The organism is Phytoamicus setariae, assembly GCF_016722925.1.
In the GTDB taxonomy this organism is placed as follows: domain Bacteria; phylum Pseudomonadota; class Alphaproteobacteria; order Rhizobiales; family Rhizobiaceae; genus Rhizobium_E; species Rhizobium_E setariae.
In genome coordinates this window covers 370,900-384,399 of sequence record NZ_JAEQNC010000005.1, presented here as the reverse complement: position 1 = coordinate 384,399, position 13,500 = coordinate 370,900, and the positions used below count along the sequence as shown (strand labels likewise).

Annotated in this window: 11 protein-coding genes; 2 read left to right on the top strand and 9 right to left on the bottom strand. The window is 60.8% G+C overall.

The genetic code is table 11. The features are described 5' to 3' along the window. The first annotated feature begins 2 nt into the window (after positions 1-2). A complete protein-coding gene (locus JJB09_RS11675) occupies positions 3-2,453 on the top strand; it encodes an FAD-dependent oxidoreductase (RefSeq protein ID WP_201657819.1) in 2,451 nt (816 codons plus the stop codon). A gap of 7 nt (positions 2,454-2,460) precedes the next feature. On the opposite strand, the gene JJB09_RS11670 is transcribed toward JJB09_RS11675, so the two are convergent. From JJB09_RS11670 to JJB09_RS11630, 9 genes are all read right to left on the bottom strand, one after another. Beyond that, on the bottom strand, positions 2,461-4,029 hold the full coding sequence (locus JJB09_RS11670; RefSeq protein WP_201657816.1) for an FGGY-family carbohydrate kinase: 1,569 nt from the start codon (positions 4,027-4,029) through the stop codon (positions 2,461-2,463). A 6-nt stretch (positions 4,030-4,035) separates the two neighbouring features. Next, positions 4,036-4,713: an HAD family hydrolase gene (locus JJB09_RS11665; protein WP_201657814.1), complete on the bottom strand. Its 678-nt coding sequence runs from the start codon at positions 4,711-4,713 to the stop codon at positions 4,036-4,038. A 79-nt stretch (positions 4,714-4,792) separates the two neighbouring features. After that, positions 4,793-6,277, bottom strand: coding sequence for a mannitol dehydrogenase family protein (locus JJB09_RS11660; protein ID WP_201657811.1), 1,485 nt, complete (start codon positions 6,275-6,277; stop codon positions 4,793-4,795). A gap of 30 nt (positions 6,278-6,307) precedes the next feature. Beyond that, positions 6,308-7,081 carry an L-iditol 2-dehydrogenase gene (locus tag JJB09_RS11655; protein ID WP_201657808.1) on the bottom strand — a complete coding sequence of 258 codons (774 nt, stop codon included), beginning with the start codon at positions 7,079-7,081 and terminating at the stop codon, positions 6,308-6,310. Next, positions 7,078-8,079 (bottom strand): ABC transporter ATP-binding protein, encoded by a 1,002-nt coding sequence (locus JJB09_RS11650; protein WP_201657806.1) that lies wholly within the window; start codon positions 8,077-8,079, stop codon positions 7,078-7,080. The genes JJB09_RS11655 and JJB09_RS11650 overlap by 4 nt, the downstream gene beginning before the upstream one ends. A 34-nt stretch (positions 8,080-8,113) precedes the next feature. After that, a complete protein-coding gene (locus JJB09_RS11645) occupies positions 8,114-8,938 on the bottom strand; it encodes a carbohydrate ABC transporter permease (RefSeq protein WP_201657803.1) in 825 nt (274 codons plus the stop codon). A 10-nt stretch (positions 8,939-8,948) separates the two neighbouring features. Then, complete coding sequence (locus JJB09_RS11640; protein ID WP_201657800.1) at positions 8,949-9,821, bottom strand: carbohydrate ABC transporter permease; 873 nt, start codon at positions 9,819-9,821, stop codon at positions 8,949-8,951. Positions 9,822-9,965: 144 nt separating this feature from the next. Then, entirely contained in the window at positions 9,966-11,276 is a 1,311-nt protein-coding gene (locus JJB09_RS11635) for an ABC transporter substrate-binding protein (RefSeq protein ID WP_201657797.1), read from the bottom strand. A 213-nt stretch (positions 11,277-11,489) separates the two neighbouring features. Continuing rightward, positions 11,490-12,440, bottom strand: a complete 951-nt coding sequence (locus tag JJB09_RS11630) for a sugar-binding transcriptional regulator (RefSeq protein WP_201657794.1) — start codon at positions 12,438-12,440, stop codon at positions 11,490-11,492. A 152-nt stretch (positions 12,441-12,592) separates the two neighbouring features. Here JJB09_RS11630 and JJB09_RS11625 point away from each other — a divergent pair, with 152 nt between their 5' ends. Then, positions 12,593-13,300, top strand: coding sequence for a type 1 glutamine amidotransferase (locus JJB09_RS11625; RefSeq protein WP_201657791.1), 708 nt, complete (start codon positions 12,593-12,595; stop codon positions 13,298-13,300). Positions 13,301-13,500 lie beyond the last annotated feature (200 nt).

Sequence of the window (13,500 nt, the reverse complement as noted above, 5' to 3'; positions counted from 1 at the left end):
ATGTGATGAAGGAACTTCCTTCCAGTGCAAAGGTCGTCGTCATTGGCGGCGGTATTATCGGGTGTTCGACCGCCTACCACCTCGGCAAGCTCGGGCTGACCGACACGGTGCTGCTCGAACGCAAGAAGCTGACATCGGGCACGACGTTCCATGCGGCCGGCCTTGTCGGGCAGTTGCGCACCAGCGCCAACATCACCCAGTTGCTCGGCCATTCGGTCAGCCTTTACAAGATGCTGGAAGCCGAAACCGGGCTCGGTACCGGCTGGAGGATGAATGGCGGGCTGAGGCTGGCCTGCAACAGCGAGCGCTGGACCGAGGTCAAACGGCAGGCGACGACGGCCCATTCCTTTGGACTGGAAATGCATCTGCTGACGCCAAAGGAAGCGCAGGACCTCTGGCCGCTGATGCAGGTCGATGACGTCGTCGGCGCCGCCTTCCTGCCGACCGATGGACAGGCCAATCCATCTGACATTACCCAGGCGCTGGCCAAGGGCGCGCGGATGGCGGGCGTTTCGATTTTCGAGGACACCGAGGTCATCGATCTGGAGATCGACAAGGGGAAAATCCGCGCCGTCATCACCGAGCGCGGCCGGATCGAGTGCGAAAAGGTCGTGGTTTGCGCCGGACAATGGACGCGGGCGTTTGGTGCCCGGTTCGGCGTCAATGTGCCGCTGGTTTCGGTGCAGCATCAGTACATGATCACCGAGGCCTTCGGCGTGCCTTCCAACCTGCCGACACTGCGCGACCCGGACCGGCTGACCTATTACAAGGAAGAGGTCGGTGGCCTGGTGATGGGCGGCTATGAGCCCAACCCGATCGGCTGGGCCGAGAACGGTATTCCGGAAGGCTTCCACTATACCTTGCTCGACAGCAATTTCGATCATTTCGAGCCGATCATGGAACTGGCGCTCGGCCGCGTGCCGGCGCTCGAGACCGCCGGCATCAAGCAGCTGCTCAACGGACCCGAAAGCTTTACGCCCGATGGCAACTTCATCCTCGGCGAGGCGCCGGAACTGAAGAACTTCTTCGTCGGTGCGGGCTTCAACGCCTTCGGCATCGCCTCGGGCGGCGGCGCGGGCATGGCGCTTGCCGAATGGGCGGTGAAGGGCGAGGCGCCTTACGATCTCTGGCCTGTCGATATCAGGCGCTTCGGCCGGCCGCATTTCGACACCGACTGGGTGCGCACCCGCACTTACGAGGCCTATGGCAAGCACTATACGCTGGCCTGGCCGTTCGAGGAAAACCAGTCCGGTCGGCCGGCGCGCAAGTCGCCGCTTTACGCTAGCCTGAAGGCACAGGGCGCATGCTTCGGCGAAAAGCTCGGCTGGGAGCGGCCCAACTGGTTTGCCGACCTGTCGACGGGTGAGAAGGCCGAGGATGTCTATTCCTTCGGCCGGCAGAACTGGTTCGATGCCGTCGGCCGCGAACACCGGGCGGCGCGCGAAGCCGCCGTGCTTTTCGACCAGACGTCGTTTGCGAAATTCGCATTGAAGGGGCGCGATGCGGAAGCCGCGTTGCAATGGATCGCCGCCAACAATGTCGGCAGAAAGCACGGCACGCTCACCTATACCCAGATGCTCAACGACAAGGGCGGCATCGAGTGCGACCTGACCTGCGCGCGGATCGCCGAGGACGAGTATTACATCGTCACCGGCACCGGCTTTGCGACGCACGACTTCGACTGGATCGCCCGTAACATCCCGGATGGCCTGAACGCCTCGCTGGTCGATGTCACGTCGGCATGGACGGTGTTGTCGCTGATGGGACCGAAGGCGCGCGATATTCTGGCGTCGGTCACGTCGGCCGATGTGTCCAGTTCTGCCTTGCCGTTCGGTCAGTTCCGGACAATCGGCATAGCGGGTGCCCCGGTCAGGGCGCTGCGCATCACCTATGTCGGCGAACTAGGCTACGAATTGCATCTGCCGGTCGAATATGCAGGGGCGGTCTACGCACTGCTGATGGAGAAGGGTGCGGCGGCCGGATTGGTCAATGGCGGCTATCGGGCGATCGAGAGCCTGCGGCTGGAGAAATTCTATCGCGCCTGGGGCTCCGATATCGGCCCGGATCATACGCCGGTCGAGGCCGGGCTGTCCTGGGCGGTGAAGATGAAATCCGGCATCGCCTTCCGGGGGCGCGAGGCAATCGAGAGGCAGCTAAAAAGCGGCGTGAAGAAATTCCTCGCCTGCTTCACGGTCGAGGATCCCGATGTCGTGCTGCTCGGTCGCGAGACGATCTACCGCAATGGCCAGCGGGCCGGCTGGCTGACCTCGGGCGGTTTCGGCTACACGATCGGCAAGTCGATCGGTATCGGCTATGTCAGGGATCCGAATGGGGTTACGGCCGAGCACGTGCTCTCCGGCGACTACGAGCTGGAAGTCGCCACCGAGCGGGTCAAGGCAAAGGTTTCGATCCAGCCGCTCTATGACGCGGAAAGCGGGCGGGTGAAGATGTAGGCGGCGCCTATGCCATGCCGAGGATATCGCTGCGGTGTTCCTGCATTTTCAGGAACACCCGATAATCGCGGTCATGGGCGGTGAAACGCTGCGGATCCGGTTTGACGACGGTTGCCTGGCGGGCCATTGCGCCGCAGGCATCCACCAGCGACGGATACCAGTCGGCCGCACTCGCTGCGGTCATGGCGGTGCCCAGCAGCATCGCTTCCTCGCCTGCCGATATCGCAACGTTGCGTCCAGTGACATCCGCATAGAGTTTGATGAGGTGGGCGTTCTTCGCATGGCCGCCACCCAGACACAGGGTGTTCATTGCGGGCTCGGAACCGTCAAGCATGTCGAGAACCTGTCTGACGCCGAACGCAATCGATAGCATCGTGCGATAATAGAGTGCGCAGAAACCGTCGAACGAGCCGTCGAGGGTCAGGCCGTGGATTACGCCGAGGCCACGGGCGTCGCCGATCGGCGTGCGGTTGCCGTGAAAATCTGGAAGGATATGGATGCCGCTTCCGAGTGACAGGCCATGTGTTTCCTGAAGCTCGGTGATGCGGCAAAGGATTGTCTCATGCAGATCGGCAGCCGGTTCCTTTCCCAGGTGGGTGCGGACGATGTGATCGAGCAGCGCGCCCGTCGCCGACTGGCCGCCTTCAAGGACCCACCACCCTTCCAGCGCCGCGCCGAAATACGGGCCCCAGAACGAACGAAGGAACTGCGGCTTACGCGCCATGCGCATGACGCAGCTTGAAGTTCCGCCGATCAGGCCGACCGCAGACGCATCGTCCGGTCGGGCGCCAGTCAGCGCTAGCAGGCCCGCGAAGGCATCGACCATTCCGGCGCTTACCCTGCAGGTTTTCGGCAAGCCGAACTGCGCTGCCGCTTGGCCCGAGAGTGTGGCAATGGACTTGCCCGGTGCAATGTTTTCTGCAGGGATTGCTGCCTTTGTCGCCAGATCGGCTAACCCGGCGCTGGCGAGAAGATCGGTGTCCCAGCCGTTTTCGGCATGGGCGAGATAGTTCCATTTGGTCGCGAGCGTCGATGTGGAACGCGTCTTCTTGCCTGTGGCGCGAAAGGTCAGATAATCGGCGAGATCGAGGATCGTGCCTGCTTTTGCCCATATCCCGGGCAGATGCGTCTTGACCCACATGATCTTGGGCAGTTGCATTTCGGGGGAGACAATCTCGCCTGAATAGGCAAGCGCGGGCTGGCCGCTTGCCGTGAGCTGATCGGCTTCAGCCGTCGCGCGATGATCGAGCCAGGCAATGGTGTCCCATCCGGCTGCGCCATTTGCGGCGATGCTTAGCGACTGATCCTTGTCGTCCAGAAACACCAGAGAGCATGTCGCGTCAAAGCCGATGGCATCGACCGCGCGCCGGTCAATTGCAGATTGGTCGAGCGCTTCTTGCACGCTGCCGACAACCGCGCGCCAGATGTCTTCGGAACTATGCTCGGCGTTGGCAGGTGTTTGCCGGTTCATAAGGATGGGTCGGGCGGCGCGCGCCCGCAGTTTTCCCGAGCGGTCATAGACGCCCGCCCGTGCGCTGCCGGTGCCGACATCGACTGCGACGACGAATTCCCCCATGTCTCCTCAGGCCCTCAGCGTATCGATCAATCCGGGTAGAGCGGTCATATCATCAAAAATCGCTGCTGGCTCTAGGGACACGACCATTTCGCGGAGATTGGAGATTTCGGCATGCGATCCGCCGGTGAAGGCGAACACATGCATGCCGGCTGCATGTGCCGCCTTGATCCCGGCGGGGCTGTCTTCGATGACGATGCACTGCGACGGCGCAAAGCCCATGCTTTGCGCCGCATGCAGAAACAGATCCGGTGCCGGCTTGCCCTTGCTGACCATGGTCGCACTGAAGATATTGGGTTCGAAGAAATCGATCAGGCCAGTCTTTTTGAGGGAAAGGCGGATACGTTCGGGCTGGCTGGAAGAGGCGACGCAACGGGTATAGGGGGAATTTTCCAGAAGCTCCCTGATCCCGCGTATTGGCTGCAATTCCGCCTGGAAGCGCGCAAACAGCTCGCGGCGCATCGCTTCTATGTGCTCCTGGCCGAGCGAGATCGAGAATTCATCGGCGATCAGCCGGGTAATTGTCGCCATGCTCTTGCCGAGAAACTGTTGATAGGCCCGGCTTTCTGAAACGTTGACGCCGGCATTTGCCAGGGTATCGCGCAACACGCTGAACGAGATCGGCTCGCTGTCAACCAGCACGCCATCGCAATCGAAGATGATGAGATGAGAGGCGGGGGCGGCCATAGCTCAGCCCATCGCCAGCGGCTTGGCCATCGATGGATACACCCGGGGCCCTATCCTGTTTCCGTACCTCGACTGCATGTCATACTCCCAGACTTCCTTCCAGATAGGCAGACAAAGTCTCTCTCGTTCCCCTGTCCCACAGAGAGGTCAGGGCACGGGTGAATCGCTTCTGGAAAATTTCAGCTTTGCCAACATCACCGAAGATCTCGCCGAGTTCAAGGAAGGCGAGGGGGTAATCTTTTGCCCGTAGCGCAGCCGCGTGCAGTCGGTCGGCGCTGGCATCGTTGAACTCGATCTTTTGGCCGCTATCGGAGGTGCCGGCGAAATACCGGCACCAGAGCGCCGAGACCAGTGAAAGGCCGGTGATGTCGCCGCCGCGCTTCAGCCGGTCGGCTGTCGAGGGCAAAATGAATTTCGGCTGGCGGTTCGATCCATCCTGACAAAGCCGGGGAATCGTGTCGCCGATCTTGGGGTTGGCGAAGCGGCGTTCGATCAGACTGAAATAGTCGTTGAGGTCGGTTTCGGGCACCGGCGGCACGCAGGGGATGATCTCCGACATTTCGAGCTTGCCGAGAAAATCGCGGATCAGGGGCTCCTGCATCGCTTCATGAACGAAATGGATGTCGAGTAGTGCCGCCGGATAGGCGATGGCGGCATGGCCGCCGTTGAGGATGCGGATCTTCATCAGCTCAAACGGGGCGACATCATCGACAAAGGTGACGCCGACCTTTTCGAGCGCCGGGCGTCCGGCGGTGAACTTGTCCTCCATCACCCATTGCTTGAATTCCTCGCAATAAACCGGCCAGTGGTCGGCGATATTGAAGACCTCCTCGCAATGATCGATTTCGCGACTACCAGTCGCAGGCGTGATGCGATCGACCATGGAGTTGGGGAAAGCGACGGTTTTCTCGATCCAGTCGGCAAAGGATGGATCGGAGAGCTTTGCAAGGCCGACCACGGCATGTTCCGTTACATGGCCATTGCCGGGAATGTTGTCGCAGGACATGACGGTGAAGGGAACAATACCGCGCTCGCTGCGCAGTTTGAGGCCGGCGAGAATAATGCCGAACACCGTCTTCGGATTGGCCGGGTTGGCGGCATCGGCGACGATAGCCTGATGTGCGGGGTCGAATGTGCCGGAGGCCGGGTTGATGAAATAGCCGCCTTCGGTGATCGTCATCGAGACGATGCGGATGGCGGGATCGGCGAGCTTCTCGATTGTCGCCCTGGGATTGGCGGGATCGAGGAAGTCGATCATGGCGCCGGTAACGCGCGCCTCGGATCTGCCGACATCCTGTTCGACCACGGTCGTGAGATAATCCTGTGCCATGAGCTTGTCGCGCATTGCGCTGTCGTAGCTGGTGACGCCCGCGCCGATGATCGCCCAGTCGTGATCGACGCCGAGATTGAACAGGTCATCGAGATAGACAGCTTGATGTGACCGGTGAAAATTGCCAATTCCGAAATGGACAATGCCGGCTTTCATATCGCTGCGCTGGTAGTTGGGGATCGCAGCCTTGGCCTGGATATGGCGGAGGTTGTCTAGCGATAGGGCGTTGCTCATGGCATCTTTTCCTGTGTGCTGCGGACGAGGTCAGCTCATCCAGTTGCCGCCATCGACATTGTAGGTCTGGGCGACGATGTAGTCGGCTTCGCGGGAGGCCAGGAAAATGGCCATGCCGGCGAGATCCTCGGCCGTTCCCATGCGTCCGAAGGGCACGGCCTCGCCGACAAGCTTCTTCTTTTCGCCGAGCGGGCGGTTTTCGTATTTGGCAAACAGCGCATCAACCCCTTCCCAGTGCTCGCCATCGACGACACCCGGGGCAATGGCGTTGACGTTGATCCTGTGCTTGATGAGGTCGAGCCCTGCCGACTGGGTCAGCGAGATGACTGCGGCCTTGGTCGCGCAGTAGACTGCCACCAAAGCTTCGCCGCGCCGTCCGGCCTGGCTGGCCATGTTGATGATCTTGCCGCCATTGCCGCGCCGGATCATCGATCGCGCCGCTGCCTGCATCGTAAACAGCGCGCCGGAGACGTTGATGGCAAACAGCGTGTCAAAACTCTTGCGAGTGATCTCGACGATTGGCGCCAGATCGAACAGGGCGGCGTTGTTGATGAGAATGTCCAAGCCGCCAGTACGTGCCTCTACCGCTGCGATTGCCGCATCAATCGATGCTTGATCAGTTACGTCAAGCCGGACGGCATAAGCCGATGATCCAAGTTCGGATGCCGTTTTTTCCGCTCGTTCGAAGTCGATATCGGCGATGGCGACGGTGGCGCCCTCGTGGATATAGGCCTCCGCAAACGCACGCCCGATGCCGCGCGCCGATCCGGTGATCAGCGCCGATTTCCCTTTTAGCCGGTTCATCGGATGGCCAAGCCTTTCTCATCAAACCTGTGGATCCGGCTGGGATCCGGCGTGATGTAGACCTTGTCTCCAAAGCGTATGTCGGTATCGCCGGGCGCGCGCACGGTTATCATGCCTGCACCGTCGGTCCTTACGTGAATGAACGTGTCCGAGCCGAGATGCTCGGTGACCCCGGCTGTGCCGCTCAGTTTTCCTTCGGTCTTGGAAACGGTCAGATGCTCTGGGCGAAGGCCGATGGTCGCAGCGCCATATGGCTTTGCGATTTCCCCCGACACCAGGTTCATTTTCGGCGAACCGATAAAGCCGGCGACGAACAGGTTATCAGGCTTGTGGTAAAGCTCCATCGGCGAACCGACCTGCTCGATATTGCCGGCATTCAGCACGACGATCTTGTCGGCCATGGTCATGGCTTCGACCTGGTCGTGGGTGACGTAGATCATCGTCGTCTTCAGCTGATGATGCAATTCGCTGATTTCCAGCCGCATGTTGCCTCTCAGGGCGGCATCGAGGTTGGACAGGGGTTCGTCGAACAGGAAGGCGGACGGCTCGCGGACGATGGCACGCCCGATTGCGACGCGCTGGCGCTGGCCGCCGGAAAGCTGGCCCGGACGGCGGTCGAGATAGCTGGTGAGGTTGAGGACGCGCGCGGCGTCCTGCACCTTCTTGTCGATCGCCGCAGGCGCCATCTTTGCCATCTTCAGGGGAAAGGCAATGTTCTTGTAGACGCTCATATGCGGATAGAGCGCGTAGGACTGGAACACCATTGCCAGCCTGCGCTTGGCGGGTGCCGCGCCGGTCACGTCTCGCCCGTCGATCTCGATCGTGCCCGAAGTCGTGTCCTCGAGGCCGGCGATCAGGCGCAGCAATGTCGACTTGCCGCATCCGGACGGACCGACGAAGACCACGAACTCGCCGTTGTTGATCGTCAGGTCGATGCGGGGAATGACCGCGACATTGCCGAAGGACTTGTTGACATTCTTGAGCTGGATATTTCCCATATTTCCCTCCCGTCCGACCTCGGTCGGCGCTTGATTACTTGACGGCGCCGAATGTCAGGCCACGCACCAGCTGCTTCTGCGAGAACCACCCCATGATCAGGATCGGGGCGATCGCGAGCGTCGAGGCCGCGGACAATTTCGCCCAGAACAGGCCCTGTGGGCTCGAGAACGAGGCGATGAAGGCCGTTAGAGGTGCGGCGTTGGTGGTCGTCAGACGGATCGTCCAGAATGCTTCGTTCCAGGCAAGGATGATGTTGAGCAACATGGTCGAGGCGATGCCCGGCACGGCCATGGGGGTCAGGACGTAGACGATCTCGCCCCAGAGGGATGCGCCGTCCATCCGCGCTGCTTCCAGGATCTCGCCCGGAATTTCGCGGAAATACGTGTAGAGCATCCAGACGACGATCGGCAGGTTGATCAAGGTCAGCATCACCATCAGGCCGATGCGGCTGTCGAGCAGGCCGAAATCGCGAAACAGCAGGTATATCGGCACAAGCACGGCGACCGCCGGCATCATCTTGGTGGAGAGCATCCACATCAGGATGTCCTTGGTCTTCTTGGTCGGCGAAAAGGCCATCGACCAGGCCGCCGGCACCGAGATCAGCAGCGCCAGCAGCGTCGAGCCGACCGACAGGATCACTGAATTCATGAAGGGTTTGAAGTAATCCTTCTGGGTCTGCACCTCGACATAGCTTTCGAACGTCCCCGAGGGGATCAGTTTGAAGCCCTGGATCGCCTCGGTTTCGGACTTAAAGCTGGTGATGATCGTGTAGAGGATCGGAAAAAAGATCACGAGTGCGATGATCCATGCGGCGATCGTGAAGGCTGCAGTCCTTCTGACTGAGGTGGCGCGGGCCATGGTTTTCCCCCTATTTGTCCAGGTTCTTGCCAACGGCGCGCATCAAGAAGAAGGCAACGATGTTGGCGAGGATGACGGCGATGATGCCCCCGGCTGAAGCGCCGCCGATGTCGTAGCCGAGAAGCGCGGTGCGGTAGATCAGGAAGGGCAGGTTGGTGGAGGCATAGCCGGGGCCGCCATTGGTGGTGACGAGGATCTCGGCATAGATGCTCAGCAGGAAGATCGTCTGAATCAGGATCACCACGGTGATCGACCGCGCCAGATGTGGCACCGTCAGGTAGATGAACCTGTTAACGAAGCCCGCGCCATCCATCTCGGCGGCTTCCTTTTGCTCGCCATCAAGCGATTGCAGTGCGGTCAGAAGGATCAGGGTGGCGAACGGCAGCCACTGCCAGGAGACAATGATGATGATCGAAAGCAGCGGGTACTGACCGAACCAGTCAACCGGGTTGAGGCCGAGCGCACGGTTGATATCGGCAAGCACGCCATATTGTGGGTGCATGATCATGTTCTTCCACACCAGCGCCGCAACCGGCGGCATGACGAAGAAGGGCGAGATGATCATGATCCGCACGATGCCCTGTCCCCACATCGGCTGGTCGAGCAGCAGCGCGATGGCGATACCGCCGATCACTGTGATGAACAGAACGCCGACGACGATGACCAGCGTGTTCCAGATGGACTGGAAAAAGGCCGGATCGGTGTAGAAGAACTTGTAGTTGAAGAGGCCGGCGAAGCTGACATTGGCCGGATTGAGGAGGTTGTAGTTCTGAAACGAGAACCACAGCGTCATCGCCAGTGGTACGATCATCCAGATCAGAAGCAGGCCAACCGATGGCGCCATCATGAAGCGGGCCAGTGTTCGCGTCTGTTGTGTTGCCATTGAATTGCTCCTCCCCCTGATGCTGGGCGAGCGCGTCCCGCCAAAGGCAGGCCAGCGCACCAGCGTATTTTTAGGCGCATGCTCGAAAGTCGGCGGGAAGGGCTGCCCGGACCAGGCCGGGCAGCCAAGTTGGCCTTGGGAGCCTTACTTTATGTAGCCGGCGCGGGTCATCTCGCGCACGGATACCTGCTGGGCCTGGGCCAGTGCGTCGTCGACGCTCATCTGGCCGGCCAGAGCTGCTGAGAAGAGCTGCCCGACTGTCGTGCCGAGGCCCTGGAATTCCGGGATCGCCACGAACTGCACGCCGACATAGGGAACCGGCTTGACGGACGGCTTTGTCGGATCGGCGGAGTTGATGCTGGCGAGCGTCATCTTCGCGAAGGGAGCTGCCTTCTGGTATTCCGGGTTGTTGTAGAGCGAGGTGCGCGTACCCGGAGGAACGTTGGCCCAACCTTCCTTGGCGGCGACGAGATCGAGATAGCCCTTGCCGGTTGCCCAGGCGACGAACTTCTCCGCACTCGCTGCTTTCTGCGTGCCAGCCGGAATGGCGAGCGACCAGGCCCAGAGCCAGTTGCCGCGCTTGCCCAGGCCGGTGTCGGGCGCCAGCGCATAGCCGACCTTGTCGGCCACCGTCGAATCCTTCGGGTTGGACACGACTGAGGCGGCCACCGTGGCATCGATCCACATGCCGCATTTGCCCTGCTGGAACAGCGCCAGATTCTCGTTGAAACCGTTGGACGAAGCACCCTGCGGGCCGGCATCGTTCATCAGTTTCACATAGGTATCGAGCGTGTTCTTCCATTCCGGCTGGTCGAACTGCGGCATCCATTTTTCATCGAACCAGCGCGCACCGAAGGAGTTCGACATGGCAGTGAGGAAGGCCATGTTCTCACCCCAGCCGGCCTTGCCGCGCAGGCAGACGCCGTTGATGCCGGCACTGCGGTCGGTCATCTTGCGGGCGGCTTCGCCGATGAACTCCCACGTCGGGGCATCCGGCATGGTCAGCCCGGCTTTTTCCATGAGGTCCTTGCGGTACATCACCATGGAGCTTTCGCCATAGAAGGGTGCGGCAAACAGCTTGCCGTCCATGGACAGGCCGCCGCGGATAGCCGGCAGAATGTCATCGACGTCATAGTCGGCGCCGAGCTTGTCGAGCGGCAGAAGCCAGCCCTGCTTGGCCCAGATCGGAGCTTCATAGGTGCCGATCGTCATGACGTCATACTGGCCGCCCTTGGTGGCGATGTCGGTCGTGACGCGTTCGCGCAGCACGTTTTCTTCCAGGGTGACCCATTCCAGCTGAATATCGGGATTCTTGGTGGTGAAGTCATCGGTCAGCTTCTGCATGCGGACCATGTCACTATTGTTGACGGTCGCGATCGTTATCGTTTCGGCGCTTGCCATGCCGAACATGGCGATTGCCGAGCATGCACCCAGCAAAATCGTTCTCAATGTCATGATCTTCCTCCCAGAAGAAAAATGAGCAAATGCTATGCTCTTGGGCATTTATTCGCCTGTCGTTGCAATCTGTCAAGCAGGAATCGTTTTTGCGCCGCAGCAATGGACTGCAGGGCAGGGGCGATTGCGCGGTGAAACAGGGGAACAACGGAATGCCGCGGACAGGGGCTGGAAGCCACTGTCAGGCGCTAAGTATAGGAAATAGCCTAGATATCAGGCGGCCGCGGAAAGCAGCTTTTCCGCTGTCTCTTCGTCGGTTATCAGACCGTTGATCAGCCCGCCGCGGATTGCGCCGCGGATGCCGGCAAGCTTGCGCGGGCCCTTGGCGGCGGCGATGACCAGCGAGCGGTCGCGAGGCGGGATGGGAGCGGACGCCACCCGGCCGTTGGTCAGTCCCTCGAGCATTCGGCCGGCGGCATCGAAAGACCATCCAACGATCTCGCCGGCGGCGCCGGCATTCTGCAGCGCGGTCAGTTCCGATTTGGTGATGAAGCCGTCGACGAACAGCGGCGCGTCGTCGGAAAAATCGCCGATGCCGACAAAGGTGACATCGGCCTTCTTGGCGAGTTCCAGCGTCGGCCGCACCATGGCCTGGGCATGCAGCATCTCGCGTTCGCCCGCCGAGGAGGCGATGACCGGAAGCGGCATCGGGAAGGACCGGACATTGACCGAGTCCGACATGGTAAAGACGACGTTGTAGAAGGCGGCGGAGCCGTCCGGGGCGATATTGCCGGTCAGTGACACGACCTTATGCTGGCGGCAATCCATGCGTGGCAGCAGTTCCACCGCTGCCTTCAGCGTTCGGCCCGTGCCGACGGCAATCAGGACAGGTTCCTCGCGGCGCAGCCAGCGCTCCAGTTCCGCGCTTGCCGATTCGGCAACGCCGGTAATTGTCGAGTCGGAGCCCGGATCGGTGGGGACCACGTCGACGAATTTCAGCTCGAAGCGTTCGCGCAGGCGATTGGAGAGTTCGAGGCAGTTGGCGATCGGATGGTCGATCTGCACCCGCACCAGCCCTTCGGAACGGGCCAGCGACACAAGACGCTGCGCGGTCTGCCTGCTAACGCCGAGTTTCGAAGCGATCTGGTCCTGGGTATTTCCTGCCACGTAATAGAGCCATCCCGCGCGTGCGGCATCGTCGAGGCGGCTGGATCTCTTGGTCATGGGGGCGGGCAGGCTCCGGTTATGCGCTTGCGATATTATGGGTCTCTCCGACTTTCTGCCAGAGGGACACCAAAAATTCCTGCCGGGCGCTTGGAATCGGCGAAGGAAACCGTAACCTGAGCCAGGGGAATCACCAACGGAAAGCCAGTTGCATGCGGGTTCTGATTGTAGAGAATTTCGGTGCCACCGACCACGGCCAGGTCGGGGTGGCACTGGGGGAAGCCGGTGCGGAAATCGATGTCCGCAAGCCCTATGAAGGCGAAGCATTGCCGGATGGGCCGGATGAGCACGATGCGATCGTGGTCTTCGGCGGCGAACAGAGCGCCATGGATGATCATATCCATCCGTATCTGCCTGCCCTTGCAACATTGATGCGCGATTTCGGCGAAGCGGACAAATCCGTGCTCGGCATTTGTCTCGGAAGTCAGGTTCTGGCGCGCGCCTATGGTGCGAAGAATCTGCTCGGCGCGGCGCCGGAGTTCGGTTGGCATTTGATCGAAGTTAACGAAACAGCAAAAAGCGACCCTGTGCTCGGCGGTATTGCTACCGGTTTTCCGATCTTCCAGTGGCACAGCGATACGTTCACGCTGCCGGAGGGCGCGGTGCTGCTTGCTTCAAACAGTGCCACGCCCAATCAGTGCTTCCGGATTGGCCGCGCCTCCTACGGCACGCAATTTCACTTCGAGGCAAACCAGGAGGTGGTGGCCGCGTGGAAATCGGGATTTGCCGCGACGATCGAAAGAACCGCACCCGGCTGGCTTGCGGATTATCCCGATCATGCCGAAAAGCATGGCGCTGAAGCCGATGCGACGGGCCTCGCCATCGCCCGTGCCTGGGTCGCGACGATCGGCGGTCGCTAGGTTCAGACTGGGCCGGGCCTCAGGTGTCAATCGGGTATATGCTCGGGCGGGCCGCCAAAATTGCATTGGCTCCGGCATTTCAGTGCCATGCTGATAGAGTTCCGTGTTTTGCACGTCTTTCGGCAGACGTCGTTTTCCGATTTCCTTCAGGAGATGCTATGCAATCCGGACGATTCTCTTAAGAGCCGACCCAACAAGTC